The organism is Serratia sp. JSRIV002 (assembly GCF_019968725.1).
Lineage (GTDB): Bacteria > Pseudomonadota > Gammaproteobacteria > Enterobacterales > Enterobacteriaceae > Chania > Chania fonticola_B.
This window is the reverse complement of the sequence record NZ_CP074143.1, coordinates 4,175,181-4,189,458: the sequence shown is the minus strand read 5'-3', so window position 1 is coordinate 4,189,458 and position 14,278 is coordinate 4,175,181. Positions and strand designations below refer to the sequence as shown.

Sequence of the window (14,278 nt, the reverse complement as noted above, 5' to 3'; positions counted from 1 at the left end):
TACACACGGTATTTCTAAATAAATCATCATCAATACGGATGTCATTCAATGTCCCAGTTTTTTATCAATAGGCCAATTTTTGCCTGGGTCATCGCCCTATTTATTATTCTGGGAGGGGTCCTTGCTATCCCGCATTTGCCGGTGGCCCAATATCCAGCCGTTGCACCACCCAGTGTGTCGATAACGGCAACCTATCCTGGAGCAACGCCAGAGACGATGAATACGTCAGTTATTTCACTTCTCGAACGCGAGATAGCAGGGGTTGATAATCTGCTTTATTTTGAGTCGTCCAGTGACACGTCGGGTATGGCATCCATTACGGTGACGTTCAAGCCTGGCACGAATATCAACCTTGCCCAAATGGATATTCAGAACCAGATAAAAGTGATCGAACCTCGCCTTCCTCAGGTGGTGCGTCAGAATGGTGTCAATGTTGAAGCCGCCAATTCGGGGTTTCTGATGATGGTGGGATTGACGTCGCCTTCCGAGCAATATGAAGAAGCCGATTTGAGCGACTATTTTGCACGCCATGTGTCTGATGAATTGCGGCGAGTGCCTGGCGTGGGCAAAGTTCAGTTATTTGGTGCCGAAAAGGCGATACGTGTTTGGTTGGATCCCATCAAGCTGTTCACCTATAAACTGTCGGTTAATGATGTGCTCACGGCGCTCGGTCAGCAAAACATCCTGGTTTCACCGGGGCGTATGGGTGATGAGCCCGCCCTTTCTGGACAGCGGGTTACCTACCCACTGACGGTTCAAGGACAGCTTTCTTCACTGGACGAGTTCCGCAATATTACACTTAAAGCAAACAACAACGGCTCGCGATTGAGATTAGCGGATGTTGCCCGAGTGGAGTCCGGTTTACAAAGTTATGCTTTTGCGATCCGCGAGAATGGGTTGCCTGCAACTGCAGCGGCGATCCAGCTCTCCCCTGGGGCAAATGCAATCAGTGCTGCCGAGGGTATCCGTATGCGTCTTGATGAACTGTCCGCAAATCTGCCGCAAGGGATGCAATTTACAGTTCCTTTTGACACGGCCCCGTTTGTGAAACTCTCGATCGAGAAAGTCATCCAGACCTTTGTTGAAGCAATGATCCTGGTGTTTCTCGTGATGCTGCTTTTTCTGCACAAAATTCGCTGTACGGTGATCCCTGCCATTGTTGCGCCAGTCGCTTTGCTGGGCACATTGACCATCATGTTATTCAGTGGTTTTTCCATAAATGTACTGACCATGTTCGGTATGGTGTTAGCTATCGGCATCATTGTGGATGATGCGATCGTGGTTGTTGAGAATGTCGAACGTCTCATGGCGGAGAAAAAGTTACCGCCCAAGCAAGCGACACGTATTGCGATGGCGGAAATTACCCCGGCAATTATCGGTATCACCCTGGTATTGACCGCCGTATTTATCCCTATGGGCTTTGCCAGTGGTTCGGTCGGTGTTATTTATCGGCAGTTTACACTCTCGATGGCGGTGTCCATCCTTTTTTCGGCATTTCTCGCCCTGACGCTGACACCTGCACTGTGCGCTACCTTGTTGAAACCTCATGGACAAAAAGAAGGTTTGGGGAGTAGATTTTCACACGGCTTCAATCGTAAGTTTGATGGCTTATCTGTTCGCTATGGATCTGGATTGAAGTATGTGTTGAAGCGTACAGGAAGAATGATGCTGCTTTATGTTGCTCTATGCGGCTTGCTGTTTTTCGCGTTGCAAAAACTGCCTTCATCGTTTCTGCCGGAAGAGGACCAGGGCTATTTTATGTCCTCAATGCAACTTCCTTCAGATGCGACTATGGAGCGGACTCGTGAAGTCGTACAGCAGTTTGAACAGACAATAGCGACACGTAACGCCATTGAGAGCAATATTTCTATTCTGGGATTTGGATTTTCGGGGTCGGGCCCAAATACGGCAATGGCATTCACCACATTAAAAGACTGGAAAGACAGAAAGGGTTCGACGGCTCAGGGAGAAGCCGATTTTGTTCAGACAACACTGGGCGAGGTGCCTGATGCCACAATTTTAAGTTTGTTGCCGCCAGCGATTTCAGATATGGGGACATCATCAGGATTTACGCTGTATGTTGAAGACCGGGGGGGAAAAGGTTATCCCGCATTAAAGCAAGCGGCAGAAAAGCTCGTCGCACAGGCTAATCAAAGTCCACTATTAACCGATGTCTACATTGATGGATTACCTCAAGGCGTGAGTGTTGCACTGAATATAGATAGGGAGAAGGCTGAAGCATTCGGCGTTTCTTTTGACGAGATCGGCCAGGCGCTTTCTGCCGCCGCTGGTTCTTATTATGTGAATGATTACACGGAACGCGGCCGCGTTCAGCAGGTCATCGTTCAGGCTGATGCCGATTATAGAATGCAGCTTACTGACTTACTGAAAATCTCCGTCAGAAATAGAACCGGTGAAATGGTGACGCTTTCGTCTTTCGTGAGCCCGTCTTGGACTTTAGCCCCAAGTCAATTGAATCGCTATCAGGGATATCCTGCATTCAGGGTAATGGGAAGCGCAGCGGCGGGCCAATCGAGTGGCACGGCGATGGCTGAAATGGAACGATTGGCTGATTCGTTACCTCATGGATTCCAGGCCGAGTGGGCCGGGAGCTCTCTGCAGGAAAGAGAATCTGCATTACAGTTTCCCATGCTTATTTTGCTGTCCATTCTTGTGGTGTTTATGGTGCTGGCGGCACTCTATGAAAGTTGGTCAACGCCTTTTGCCGTTATGTTGGTGGTTCCGTTGGGGCTGGCTGGTGCAGTATGTGCGGTGATCATTGCTGGTATGTCAAATGATGTCTTTTTTAGAGTTGGCATGATCACCATCATCGGACTTTCTACTAAAAACGCCATTCTGATCGTTGAGTTCGCTCGGAAACTACGTATGCAGGGGATGGATACTGTTACTGCAACATTGCTAGCGGCTAAACAAAGATTACGGCCCATTGTTATGACTTCTCTGGCCTTTACGCTGGGTGTTGTTCCCTTGATGCTTGCTACTGGTGCTAGCGATAAGACTCAGCATGCAATAGGTACGGGTGTCTTTGGCGGCATGATCAGTGGGACTTTATTGGCAATATTCTTTGTGCCCGTCTTTTTTGTCTTTGTCAGTGGATGGGTAGAAAGAAAAGGCAACGTTAAATAGATAAGGCAGTATCTGGCCATGGTTATATTTCCATCATGGCCAGCGTTAATCTTTTTTGTCCCCGTTATGATTCTGCTCTGGTTTACTGGCATGAACAGTCCCAAAAGGCCAAAGCCGTTTCCGCTGTCGTGCGTTGTGATACGTATTCTAACGAACCTATATCTATCGATGGTGTTGCTATTTTAGGTTTCAAAACTAATCAGTATTATTGATTGATTTTGCGACCATAACAAAGTGAAATTGATATTTTTGTTTGTGCTGCCAGTTGAGAGTGTTGTTCGGTCTTGTAAAGGTTGTTGTTGTGCTATAACTGGCTATCATCTCTCTTTTAAGTTTTTGCCGCCTTTGAAAGGATTGTCTATCGTTATGCCCGTTAATTTTGATCTCAACGATCTTTATGCCTTCCGCGCTTTGGTTGAATACGGTAACTTTAGGCTTGCTGCGGAGTCCATCTGCCTTTCACCGTCAGCATTGAGCCGCAGGATCGAGAAGCTGGAATCAGCGCTTGGCATAAAATTGTTCGACAGAACCACCCGGCGCGTTACGCTGACACTTTATGGGCAGACCTTTGCCGAGCGTTCAGATCAACTATTGATGAACTTTGAGTTGGTATTAGCGGATATCAATAAGGCCAGTCAGACTCGAACGGGGTTGGTCACTGTTGCCACGGTGCCTTCGGCTGCCTATTATTTTATGCCCGACGTCATTCGTCGCTTCCAGGCTCGCTATCCGCGTGTTCGCGTTAAACTGATTGATAGCAGTGTAGGTAATGTTATCGAAGCGGTTACGAGTGGGCAGGCGGACTTCGGCATCTGTTTTGCGAGAAGCCTGCAACCCAATATTGAATTCCTTCCCTTGATAGGGGATGTTTACGTGGCTGCCTGCAGGCGCGATCATCCCATCGCCAGTAAAAAAAACCTCACCTGGCGCGAATTTTATCAGCAGGACTATGTGGGGTTGGACAAGACGTCAGGAAACCGTAATCTGCTCGATCAGATGTTGGCACATATCATTCCCGAACGCCCCAGTGTCTGCGAAACTCGTCATGTGACGACTCTGCTGGGTATGGTTGAAGCGGGCATCGGCATTGCTGCCGTGCCCGCTATGTCAATGCCATCTTCAGAGCATTCGGTACTGACCCACCTGCAGTTAACCGATCCAATTGTGAAGCGTACAGTTGGTCTAATCAAACGCAGTGGACGCATTCAGTCCTATATTGCTGCCGAGTTAGAAAAGTTGATTACTGAACAGTATCACTCTAGTTAACCGGCTGTTCAGCTTTCACGGTTCTCATCCCTGTGGCCCGAATGACCTTTTGAGCCTGGGCGGAAGACAGGAAATCCAGCAGCGCTTTACCCCCTTGACGATGTTCTGCTTTCGCGGTGATCGCGCCAGCAAAGCGGGTAATGTACTGCACATCTTCTGGCAGTTCGCCAATAAAGGTTACGCCCGGGACAGGAAGCAGTTCACTGACTTGCTGGAAGCCCAGCTCATATTTTCCTTTTGCCACTTCTGATGCCACAGGAATACGTTCAATCATATAAGTTTTCTCTTGCAACTTGGCTTCAATACCCAGCTTTTTGAACAGCTGGCTGCTGACATAGCGGCCGCTGGCACTGTCAGAATAGGCAATGGATTTAGCATGTAGCAGAGCATTACGTAGATCTGCAGTCTTCTCGATATTGGGTATCGAGTCCCCTTGCTTTACTACCATGCCAATTGGCGAGTCGGCCAGCTCCACGCGTGAACCTGGTTGGATCCAATTATCCTTTTCTAAATTTTCCAGTGCGCCTCCAACCATTATCACCACATCGGCCTTTTCACCGCGCGCCAAGCGTGCAGGGATCGCCTGGGGAGTCTTCCCCATGGAGGGGCCGGATACCAAAATGATTTTGTCGCCACTCTTCGCTTCGAATTGTGGGGTCAGTTTCTCCAGTGCGGCTTGAAAGCCGCCTGAAATCATGACGGTAATGTCTTTGGCCTGTACGCCCACGCTGACAGAGGAGAGCACCAGTGTTGCAAGGAGTGAACGAGAGATCTTTTGCATGATGTAATCCCTGATTTAACGTGCTGTTTGTAGTGATAACGTGCTGCGGCGGTATAGATATAGCGTCGCCAGCAATGCGCACAAGGCGGCAAAGCACATCCAATAGCCAGGTGAAGCTTTATCGCCGGTATACTCAATCAGTGCGGTAGAGATAACCGGTGTGAATCCGCCAAAGACCGCGGTTGCCAGACTGTAGGCCAGCGAGAAACCTGCAACCCGAACTTCGGCCGGCATGATCTCTGTCAAGGCTGGGATCATGGCACCGTTATAGAGGCCGTAGATGAAGGACAGCCATAACAGTACTGTCAGCATCATGGAAAAACTTGGGGCTTGCGCAAGCAGGCTGAGTGCTGGATAAGCCGTGAGCAACGTCAACAGTGTCATGCTAACCAGAACCGGCTTGCGGCCGAAACGATCTGACAGGGCGCCGCCTATTGGCAGCCAGAGGAAGTTAGAGATTGCGACCAACAAGGTCACCAGCAAACTGTCAGATGCGCTAAGCATCAACACTTTTTTACCGAAGGTTGGTGCATACACTGTGATCAGATAAAACGCGGTGGTCGTCATGGCAACCATTAGCATGCCAGCGATAACAACTTGCCAGTTCGTTAACAGGGTTTTAAATACGTCACGCATTGCCAGGTGGGTGCGACGGGCAGTGAACTCCTGTGTTTCTTCCAGTTTGCGGCGCAGGAAAAAGATGAAAGGTACAATCAGGCAGCCAAACAGGAAAGGAATACGCCAGCCCCACTCGCGAATAGCGCTTTCTTCCATGGCTGCATTCAGCGCGAAGCCCATCGCCGCGGCCACCATAATGGCCACTTGCTGGCTGCCGGACTGCCAGCTGGTATAAAAGCCTTTACGGCCCGGAGTGGCAATCTCAGCCAGATACACGGATACGCCACCCAGCTCTGCTCCTGCCGAGAAACCTTGCAATAAGCGCCCCCCCAGCACCAGCAATGGGGCCCAAAGACCGATTGTCTGATAGGACGGAATGAGCACAATCAGGAAGGTTCCTGCGGCCATAATCGACAAGGTAACAATCAGTCCTTTGCGTCTGCCTACTTTATCAATGTATGCCCCCAACACCACGGCACCGATAGGGCGCATCAGAAAGCCTGCGCCAAATACTGCAAAGGTCATCATCAACGAGGCGAATTCACTGCTGGCAGGAAAAAAGGTATGTGCAATGTAGGTGGCATAAAACCCGAACAGAAAAAAATCAAACTGCTCCAAGAAGTTGCCAGAGGTAACACGCAGTATCGCGTCGGCTCTTGCTCGAGTCGTCATGGGAATGTTGGGTGAATTCATCGTTATCTCCAGTTGGCTATTGACGCTTTTGTTGCGTCTGTTTCTGAAGACTGGAACAGGAAAATAAACTAATTAAGCGCAATAAACTCATGAACTGATGCGTATCATGCATCAATGGCCATTAACAATTGGATGTGACAGTGGTAACGGCTTGTTAACAAGCTTGGCGTGTGCAGCCTTCTACAAAGCCCACAAAAAACATCATTCACGTTTTGTGACCAGCTTCATACAAGGATAATGGAAGAACAAGCTAAATACGGGTGGAGCAGGGCACTATCTGGTACATCACTGAGCGGGACAAAGTAGAAATCTGAGCGACTTCCGCATTTTTAATGCGTGAGGTTGCGACCTGTTTCAAGGTCAGCATGGGTAAAATATGTTGTCCGATATTTGCCTGCGATGGAGTACCGCCGTCAATGAACCGATGCGAACTGGGTTTAAAGGGATTTTGCGAACTAATACGGAGGGTAGCGAACGATGGACTGGTGTCCCCTGCAGGAATCGAACCTGCAACTAGCCCTTAGGAGGGGCTCGTTATATCCATTTAACTAAGGGGACTTTAGGCGGCTTTGATTTGAAGTGTTCGCCTTAGTTTCTATCCTACCGTAAATCCTCAATTTTTATCAAGCCTTATGTTTCTTTCCTTTCTCTATCATCCCTCCTAGTTTCGCCGTTTGCTCGCTTCGTTCACTTGCCTTTGAGTACAGATTGAGTACAGAATACAATTAACGATTGTGTACAGGATCTATAACATGGCCCTTAGCGATACCAAACTGCGAAGCATACACAACAAACCATATTCAGGGCCTGCGGAGCTTACCGACAGTGACGGCCTAAGTGTACGCATAACCCCGGCTGGTACTGTTACTTTCCAGCATCGATACCGCTGGAATGGCAAGCCGGTGCGCCTAACTGTTGGCCGTTATCCGGTGATATCACTCAAGGATGCGCGGGTAGCCGTTGGCGAGATGCGCGAATTGTACCTGAAGGGCATCAACCCTAAAACCTATTTTGTAGGCGCAACGGGAGAACTGACCCTTAAAGAGTGCCTAGATCAGTGGTGGGAGAAGTATGTAAAAGGGCTTAAGCCTAACACCCAGACGCTTTACCGTTCCGTTGTGTACAACACGATGTACACACAATTCGAAGATGTACCAGTTGCTAAAATCCCCGTGTCGCTATGGGTGCAATTTTTCGATAAGCAGGAAAAACTTAACAAGAAGAAAGCCCGAGTTTTACTGCTCCAACTGCGTTCGGTGGTCAACTGGTGTATCAGCAGGCAGTTGATCCCTTCATGCGAACTAACCAAGCTGAGCGTAAAGAATATTGGTAAAAAGCCCGATACCGGTAGCCGTGTCTTAACGTTCACAGAACTTGCAAAAGTATGGCTGGCGTTGGAGAACAGCAAAATCGTATCTTCCAATAAGTTGCTTCATCAGTTGCTTTTACTGTGGGGTGCCCGGTTGTCAGAACTGCGCCTGGCCAGGGTTGAAGAGTTCAATATGGAAGATCTGATTTGGACTACACCCGGCGCACATTCGAAAATGGGTAACGTGATCCGCCGCCCTATATTTGCTCAAGTTAAACCGTACATAGAGCGGCTGATAGCAGCCAAAAACCCGGTTCTCTTTCCTGGGCAAGAGCTGGATAAATCGATTGATCGGTCTTCGGCAAACCTGTACATGAAAAAGCTTAGGGATAAGATTGATATTCCGGAGTGGCGTACGCACGATTTCCGGCGTTCGCTGGTGACGAATCTTTCAGGGGAAGGGGTCATGCCCCATGTCACCGAAAAGATGCTGGGGCATGAATTAGGGGGGGTGATGGCCGTGTATAACAAACACGATTGGTTGGCAGAACAAAAAGAAGCGTATGAGCAGTATGCTGATAAGATTTTTTGGCACGTTAAACAGCTCGGTTAACGCCACCCTCATCGATCCACTTTTCAACTGCCTGGCGGCTGTAGCGTGATGGGTGGGTAAGAACGGGGGAAGGAAAACCGTGCTTAGTGCGCAGCCTCCATAGCGCTGTGCGTTTTTTTCCGACACGTTCAGAAACTTCTTCTTCAGTCATGAAATCAGTAATCATTTTAAGCCTCTCTTCATTAGGTATAAAAAACCCCGGCGCGTAGCCAGGGAGTTTTCGTTCTACTATTTTGCTATTTAAGCCTTCGCAAAGAACTTGCTTGGTACGTACGGCCAACACGTAGCACGGTGGCGATCAGGGATTCAACACAACGCGCCGCTTGTGGGTCTACTGCCAGTAGATCACTATTTATCTGAGCCCACGATTTTTCAATCGTGTTAAAGCATTCAAAAAAACGCTCAACGTCTATCGCTGAAGCATCAGGTTCTATTTCAGCACTCTCTGTAAAAGGAACTTTATTAGTTGACATAAGGTCTCTCTAATTAATTGAAAATAATGGACAAATGTCCTTTCACGAGTGCGCACTGATTGAGTGTTGTTAATGAGTGATAAACAATCAAATAGAACCTAACGATCAATTACGCTTTATCGATCGCTTTAACAGATCGATGGTGGTAAGTGACTAATTTTGCTGGTGGGGCGCAAGTAGCCGCTGATAGATAGCCGAGACATATTTAGCCTGGTGTATCGCATCATGCAGAGCATTATGGGGCTCGCCGTCGAAGGGCATGTCCCGCTTAGGGTTGAACCCGATTTCACGCCCTAGCTCTACTATGGTGCGTACATCGCGATCATTGAACCAGTTCCAGGGCTCAGGAAGAGCGGTGCGGTTGTAGGACTCACACAGGATGACATTATCGAAAACGGCACCATTTCCCCAAACACGAAGGTAGGCGGGGTTATTGGCGTTTGTCTTGATGAATTCGGCTAACTGTAGAAGCGCCCCATTGAGCGATGGCACTTCTTTGTTACAGACCGCCGCCCTTGCTTCTGCTGACTGCTCCAGCCACCATAGGATGGTTTCTGGTTCAGCAATTGCACCACTGTTCACCGCACTTTCAAGGTTCACTGCGCAATAGAACTGCTCGCCAAGTTCACCGGATAGTGGGTTGAAGAACACTGCTCCGATAGAGAGGATTGGCGCGGTAGGTTTTTTTCCCATGGTTTCGATATCAACCATCAAATGTTCATTAACCATATGTTTTGTCTCTCTTATGTCATAGTTTGCGTGAATGAGTAAAACCCCTAACCGCAAAAAAAAACTGTATGTATAAACAGTATCAGCGAATCAGGGATTGATCAATCTGGGGGAGTGGTAATAAGGACACTTTGCATACAACATAATGATTATTGTGTTGTATGAGGCACTGCACACAACAACTAGTAATTTCTTAGTCTGCCTTGGGAGCTGCCGCGAGCATGGCCTGAAAGATGCCCTTGACACATTCGGCGCTTTCTCGGCAACTGTAAGGCCAACCCTTTTTATCAAGCACTGCGTCAGCAAGCGCATTAAACGCCTCTGACTCAAAGCCATCTATTACCATATCCTCGGTCGGTTCTACCGGAACCAGCTGGAAGCCAACAGGCACGCTCTGCGCCTCCCTTACAGCCAGCAGATCAACATCACGCGCCCGCACCATGTCGATCAGCTTGCGGATTGTTGCGCCAGTGCCGCCAGCATCATCCAGCTTGCAGAGCAAGTCGAAGCTAGCATCCTCATCGCCAGTGGCCTCTTCATGCACGGCAGCTTCATAAATTTCCTGCACCTGCTCACTTGATATGGTCATGCATCCTCCGGTTGGTCTGGAATTTCATCCCAATGAGTAATGTTCACATCTTCATGGCTCAGTTCGACAACTTGGAAATTCCACCGCCAATCACCAGTTTCCTCTCCTCCTAAGGTATGAAAGACACTACGCCAGCCCAGTAACCAGCCTTCGCCGTTTGCATCAAACAGAAGCACGGTATTATTTGGTGCTGGCAGGCTTTCAGACACCGGTTTAGGCTGGCTGATGACTAGATCACGCCAAGCAACGGAAACCAGCTTCCCGCCCAGAATGAGAGTCTCTGCGCTGACTTGCGGCTCTTTCCCGTCTTCATACTCAACAACAAAAGTTACCTTTCCCATCAGCAGCTCCATGCATCGATTTCAGCTTCTACATATCCATCAATTTCAGATAAGTCAGCTTCTTCATCGAGATAATCACGGGCCTCCTTCTCGTACTGAGCCCGTTGCCCGTCATACCAAGCTGCAAACTCGGGTGACCAACCAACAACACCATAATCCACCTGAGCATTACGCTGCGCCATGTCATGTACCATAACAGCGGCGGTTAGCCTGCCGGTTTCTCGGCAAAACTTACCCAGATCGCGTTTTTGCCAGTACGGATTCACTTTCGAATCGCACCAAGGTTTTAATGCAACGCGCCAGCGACGAATACAGCGACCAATTAATGATTTTTTCATGCTTGTTTCCTCAGTGCGGTAAGGATTTCGCACATAGCTAAAGGTGGGACGGCATTACCAGCCATATTAACTACGAGCTGGTGGCTATCGGGGCGCTGATAATGTTCAGGGAAAGACATACCCGCCATAACCTCATCGCCAATAATCATGCGCATGCGATCACCATCGACCACTGCCCAGCGGTCACGGGTAGTAATGGTGCCGATCGGGCGATTCAGGCAACGGCCAGTTAACCCGCTACCGTTGCCGTAATAGGGCATGAGGAACCGATCTCCAAACCGTTTACGGCCAGCCTTAACACGTTCAAGCGTTGCTATTGCTCGGCGAGGTTTGTTAACCAGGCTCCATTTGCCCTTGGTAAAATCAATGAAGGTATCTGCGCCTTTATGGGGGAGCTTAGGCAGGTTCAGGAAAAGCGGGTTTTTGCTTTTGGTGCAAACGATGAATAGGCGGATACGGTTTTGAGGAACACCCAGATCGGCACAATCAACAACGTGAGGAGCAACCGAGTAACCAAGCGCTTCCATGGCTGATTTCCAAGATGGATATAAAGACCACTCAAGGAACTCGCGAACGTTCTCGACAATAATTGAAGGCGGCTCCAGGCATTCAGCAGCGGCAACAACAGCCCATGCAGTAGAGCGACTGGCGTCATGCTGTGGATTGCCTGCTTTGCGCCCCCGCGCCTTACTATGGCCTTGGCAGCACGGGGAGGCCATCATAACATCGTGCTTGGGTACTAATGACCAATCGGCTTGGTGTAAATCCTGACAGACGTGTATAGCTTCAGGATGGTTAAGAGCGTGGGCGTTAACAGCGGGTTGCCAGTGATTAGCAGCCCATACAACCTCAACGCCAGCCTGACGGGCTCCCTCAGAGGAACCGCCAAGGCCAGCGAATAAATCAGCTCCTTTCATGGGGCCTCACTCGTCAACTATTGCGTTGTAATCATTACTGGTAAGCAACTCCCAATTCTTACCTTTATCGCGAGACAGCAAACGCCAGCGTTTGTTAACACGAAAAGTCAGGTAGTTCTTTGCTTTAGTACGGCGGGGAATTAATCGGCTGTTGCTGAATTGAGATAAGATATGCAGCGCCTTTGCTGTTATCCACAAAGGCGCATTGTTAAAGTTAATATTGCTCATCGCTGGTGGCCTTCATTTTGATAGCAGAATGGATTTCGGCACGCAGGATTCTGATGCTTTCCCATTTATCACAAGGGATGGTATCTACAAGTGAAATGAAATCGCCCATATTCATCACTGGACTTTCCGGATCACCCATAGTCTCTGACGAGACATCATGCAGCCGCTCAAACATCGAGTCAGGCACTTCAGCATTACCGAACTTTTCATTCAGCCAGGTTCGAAGCTCTTGAGCTTCCTGATATTGGGTAATAAGTGCTTTGGCCTTATAGATTGTATCTGTTGGCACAACAACGGCTTCTGGATTTTCGAAAGAATCCGCCGCCCAGGTGTGAGCGAACTTCGACTCGTGAAACAGAAAATCATCTTTATCACCAAATGCTGCTGCCGCGCATGCCCATACCTCTATTCCACTCTTACTGATAATGTCGGTTTTCAGTAAAGGGAGTTGATCGCCATCGGTCTTCACTGGTTCACTTTTTGAGGCCGTGTTGCTAGTGCTGGTAGGCTTATTTTCGTGACGGTATTCCTGAAGGATTGAGAGTAGTTCAGCCTTAACGGAAGGATGGACGCGCAAATAGTGCTCGTCGCCGTTCTCTACTGGTTCCGCATCGAACAGGAGCTCAAGCGCTCGACGGGCTTTTTTGGCGCTGAACTGCGGCTGTGCAATACTTTTGGTAACTTTGGTTTTACCAGCACCCTCAGCTTTTTTCATGAGTCGCGCTGCTTCGCGGTCTGCGTAAACGCCATGCTCACGATGGATTCCGATCGCAATCGCGTAGTTCATAGAGCCAGCGCGAACAAGGCTCTTAATATATCCTGAGCATTCTTCTAATTGGATATGCTGAAGAACATCTGACTCTGAGCGTTTTACCTTCTTCGCTATCTCGGCTGGAGTCCAGTTTTGATTTGCCAAGCGCTGATATGCTGCGGCCCGTTCCAGGGGGGTTAACGCTAAACCTTGAGAGCTGGTCACCATGAAGGCGATTTTATCCGCCTCAGTACCTACAAAGTCTTTACACTCAAGACGTGGAATTTCATGCCCGGCCTCAGTAGCGGCAAGAGCACCATAATAACGGTGGTGACCGTCAATTACTTTCACACCTTTTTCAGTAACCTCAACAGCCAAAGGCGGAATATATTCACCTGCAATAAACGCATCGCGGAATTCTTCTACGTGGGGCTGGTTTAATTCACGAACGTTATAGCCTTCTTCGGCATAAATTTCAGAGATAGGAACCAGAAACGTTTTTTTAGTAGAGATTTCTGAGTTTTCTGCTTTCTTATTGGCATAGCGTTGACTTAAGGTTGCCATGATGACTCATTCCTTAATTTATGATTGGAAAGTGCTTCACTATGCGCCACACAAGGCGGCGCATAAGACAGCACTTTATTAAGTGGTTAATACTTAAATGCGGCCTTCAAATACCGGTACATCTGGTAGTTGGTTCTGCAAATCAACTAAAATTGCATCGTATGCATCTTCAATGACTTTCCGAGGTTCAATCAGTTCATACCACAGGGTTAACTTGCCTTCACGCAGTCGGTAGCGAATACGAGCTTTGACCTCATATGCCGGGCCGTTATGGAATGGCGAAAGCGCGAGACAGATTTTTTCCGGTAATTTGGTGTTACCAGCGCCGGTTTTCTCATTGCTGTGTGCAATTTGGAAGGTGCCATCATTTAAACGTGTTACAGATTTAAACTCAGACTGGCGTGTTTCTTGGAATGCTAACACCATTTCTAGCAGTTCGCCGCCAGATGTTGGGTTTTCATCAGAGATAGGGGCAATACTTTTAATGTTTTGCTCAATAAATTCGGCAAACTCAACCTGATTCATTCCTTGCTTATCACTGCCGGTAAAGGCTTTCCACTCTTCAGATAGTGGGCAGTCATACGTAACAATATGCGTGTTTTTGAATGGGCTTTTACTATCCAAATGATAATCCAGTATTCCGCGAAAACGCGTATTATCAGTGTCGGCAAAAATAACGCTACGGTCATCTTTGAAGCGCACAAGATAGGCGATTAGAGAAGAGGCAGACGTAACCATTACACTCTGTTTAATCTGCTCCTTATCAATCATGTATTTTTCAAGCGATGCGAGCTCATAACCGCGCGGCACAACTGCATAAGGAATATCAGTTTTAACCAGGCTGCTTGCTACCGCTAGTTCTGCAACATGCTTAACTGACTCGTTGGTAATATCCATTTTAAATCCTTTCTTTATGGTGAG

Annotated in this window: 15 protein-coding genes and 1 tRNA gene; 3 read left to right on the top strand and 13 right to left on the bottom strand. The window is 48.4% G+C overall.

The window, feature by feature from the left end; all coding sequences use genetic code 11:
- The first annotated feature begins 48 nt into the window (after positions 1-48).
- Entirely contained in the window at positions 49-3,147 is a 3,099-nt protein-coding gene (locus KGP26_RS19715) for a multidrug efflux RND transporter permease subunit (protein ID WP_223664499.1), read from the top strand.
- Between the two features lie 366 nt (positions 3,148-3,513).
- The gene (locus KGP26_RS19710; protein ID WP_021806080.1) at positions 3,514-4,413 is read left to right on the top strand and encodes a LysR family transcriptional regulator; all 900 of its coding nucleotides are present in this window, start codon (positions 3,514-3,516) and stop codon (positions 4,411-4,413) included.
- Here the strand turns inward: KGP26_RS19710 and KGP26_RS19705 are convergent.
- The 3 genes from KGP26_RS19705 to KGP26_RS19695 form a co-directional block, all read right to left on the bottom strand.
- Positions 4,406-5,194 (bottom strand): substrate-binding domain-containing protein, encoded by a 789-nt coding sequence (locus KGP26_RS19705; protein WP_021806079.1) that lies wholly within the window; start codon positions 5,192-5,194, stop codon positions 4,406-4,408. The genes KGP26_RS19710 and KGP26_RS19705 overlap by 8 nt on opposite strands.
- A 15-nt stretch (positions 5,195-5,209) precedes the next feature.
- The gene (locus KGP26_RS19700) at positions 5,210-6,505 is read right to left on the bottom strand and encodes an MFS transporter (RefSeq protein WP_021806078.1); all 1,296 of its coding nucleotides are present in this window, start codon (positions 6,503-6,505) and stop codon (positions 5,210-5,212) included.
- Between the two features lie 483 nt (positions 6,506-6,988).
- A tRNA-Arg gene (locus KGP26_RS19695) sits at positions 6,989-7,063 on the bottom strand.
- A gap of 194 nt (positions 7,064-7,257) precedes the next feature.
- On the opposite strand from KGP26_RS19695, the gene KGP26_RS19690 reads away from it, so the two are divergent.
- Complete coding sequence (locus KGP26_RS19690) at positions 7,258-8,427, top strand: integrase family protein (protein WP_223664498.1); 1,170 nt, start codon at positions 7,258-7,260, stop codon at positions 8,425-8,427.
- On the opposite strand, the gene KGP26_RS19685 is transcribed toward KGP26_RS19690, so the two are convergent.
- From KGP26_RS19685 to KGP26_RS19640, 10 genes are all read right to left on the bottom strand, one after another.
- On the bottom strand, positions 8,411-8,593 hold the full coding sequence (locus KGP26_RS19685) for an AlpA family transcriptional regulator (protein ID WP_223664497.1): 183 nt from the start codon (positions 8,591-8,593) through the stop codon (positions 8,411-8,413). The genes KGP26_RS19690 and KGP26_RS19685 overlap by 17 nt on opposite strands.
- A gap of 70 nt (positions 8,594-8,663) precedes the next feature.
- The gene (locus tag KGP26_RS19680; protein ID WP_223664496.1) at positions 8,664-8,900 is read right to left on the bottom strand and encodes a hypothetical protein; all 237 of its coding nucleotides are present in this window, start codon (positions 8,898-8,900) and stop codon (positions 8,664-8,666) included.
- Positions 8,901-9,053: 153 nt separating this feature from the next.
- Positions 9,054-9,611 (bottom strand): 3'-5' exonuclease, encoded by a 558-nt coding sequence (locus KGP26_RS19675; protein WP_245399443.1) that lies wholly within the window; start codon positions 9,609-9,611, stop codon positions 9,054-9,056.
- A gap of 211 nt (positions 9,612-9,822) precedes the next feature.
- Positions 9,823-10,218 (bottom strand): hypothetical protein, encoded by a 396-nt coding sequence (locus KGP26_RS19670; protein ID WP_223664494.1) that lies wholly within the window; start codon positions 10,216-10,218, stop codon positions 9,823-9,825.
- Complete coding sequence (locus KGP26_RS19665) at positions 10,215-10,559, bottom strand: DUF551 domain-containing protein (RefSeq protein ID WP_223664493.1); 345 nt, start codon at positions 10,557-10,559, stop codon at positions 10,215-10,217. The genes KGP26_RS19670 and KGP26_RS19665 overlap by 4 nt, the downstream gene beginning before the upstream one ends.
- Entirely contained in the window at positions 10,559-10,897 is a 339-nt protein-coding gene (locus KGP26_RS19660) for a hypothetical protein (protein ID WP_223664492.1), read from the bottom strand. The genes KGP26_RS19665 and KGP26_RS19660 overlap by 1 nt, the downstream gene beginning before the upstream one ends.
- On the bottom strand, positions 10,894-11,814 hold the full coding sequence (locus KGP26_RS19655) for a DNA cytosine methyltransferase (RefSeq protein ID WP_223664491.1): 921 nt from the start codon (positions 11,812-11,814) through the stop codon (positions 10,894-10,896). Before KGP26_RS19655 ends, KGP26_RS19660 begins: the two co-directional genes overlap by 4 nt.
- Positions 11,815-11,820: 6 nt before the next feature.
- Complete coding sequence (locus KGP26_RS19650; RefSeq protein WP_223664490.1) at positions 11,821-12,042, bottom strand: hypothetical protein; 222 nt, start codon at positions 12,040-12,042, stop codon at positions 11,821-11,823.
- Positions 12,029-13,357: a DNA-binding protein gene (locus KGP26_RS19645; RefSeq protein ID WP_223664489.1), complete on the bottom strand. Its 1,329-nt coding sequence runs from the start codon at positions 13,355-13,357 to the stop codon at positions 12,029-12,031. Before KGP26_RS19645 ends, KGP26_RS19650 begins: the two co-directional genes overlap by 14 nt.
- A 93-nt stretch (positions 13,358-13,450) precedes the next feature.
- A complete protein-coding gene (locus tag KGP26_RS19640) occupies positions 13,451-14,254 on the bottom strand; it encodes a DUF2303 family protein (RefSeq protein WP_223664488.1) in 804 nt (267 codons plus the stop codon).
- Positions 14,255-14,278: the final 24 nt, after the last annotated feature.

What these genes read in the sequence shown, in the direction of transcription:
- KGP26_RS19670 (WP_223664494.1), bottom strand. Translation starts at nt 10,218, where the DNA reads ATGACCATATCAAGTGAGCAGGTGCAGGAAATTTATGAAGCTGCCGTG.
- KGP26_RS19700 (WP_021806078.1), bottom strand. Translation starts at nt 6,505, where the DNA reads ATGAATTCACCCAACATTCCCATGACGACTCGAGCAAGAGCCGACGCG.
- KGP26_RS19660 (WP_223664492.1), bottom strand. Translation starts at nt 10,897, where the DNA reads ATGAAAAAATCATTAATTGGTCGCTGTATTCGTCGCTGGCGCGTTGCA.
- KGP26_RS19680 (WP_223664496.1), bottom strand. Translation starts at nt 8,900, where the DNA reads ATGTCAACTAATAAAGTTCCTTTTACAGAGAGTGCTGAAATAGAACCT.
- KGP26_RS19690 (WP_223664498.1), top strand. Translation starts at nt 7,258, where the DNA reads ATGGCCCTTAGCGATACCAAACTGCGAAGCATACACAACAAACCATAT.
- KGP26_RS19645 (WP_223664489.1), bottom strand. Translation starts at nt 13,357, where the DNA reads ATGGCAACCTTAAGTCAACGCTATGCCAATAAGAAAGCAGAAAACTCA.
- KGP26_RS19640 (WP_223664488.1), bottom strand. Translation starts at nt 14,254, where the DNA reads ATGGATATTACCAACGAGTCAGTTAAGCATGTTGCAGAACTAGCGGTA.
- KGP26_RS19715 (WP_223664499.1), top strand. Translation starts at nt 49, where the DNA reads ATGTCCCAGTTTTTTATCAATAGGCCAATTTTTGCCTGGGTCATCGCC.
- KGP26_RS19650 (WP_223664490.1), bottom strand. Translation starts at nt 12,042, where the DNA reads ATGAGCAATATTAACTTTAACAATGCGCCTTTGTGGATAACAGCAAAG.
- KGP26_RS19685 (WP_223664497.1), bottom strand. Translation starts at nt 8,593, where the DNA reads ATGATTACTGATTTCATGACTGAAGAAGAAGTTTCTGAACGTGTCGGA.
- KGP26_RS19675 (WP_245399443.1), bottom strand. Translation starts at nt 9,611, where the DNA reads ATGGTTGATATCGAAACCATGGGAAAAAAACCTACCGCGCCAATCCTC.
- KGP26_RS19710 (WP_021806080.1), top strand. Translation starts at nt 3,514, where the DNA reads ATGCCCGTTAATTTTGATCTCAACGATCTTTATGCCTTCCGCGCTTTG.
- KGP26_RS19665 (WP_223664493.1), bottom strand. Translation starts at nt 10,559, where the DNA reads ATGGGAAAGGTAACTTTTGTTGTTGAGTATGAAGACGGGAAAGAGCCG.
- KGP26_RS19655 (WP_223664491.1), bottom strand. Translation starts at nt 11,814, where the DNA reads ATGAAAGGAGCTGATTTATTCGCTGGCCTTGGCGGTTCCTCTGAGGGA.
- KGP26_RS19705 (WP_021806079.1), bottom strand. Translation starts at nt 5,194, where the DNA reads ATGCAAAAGATCTCTCGTTCACTCCTTGCAACACTGGTGCTCTCCTCT.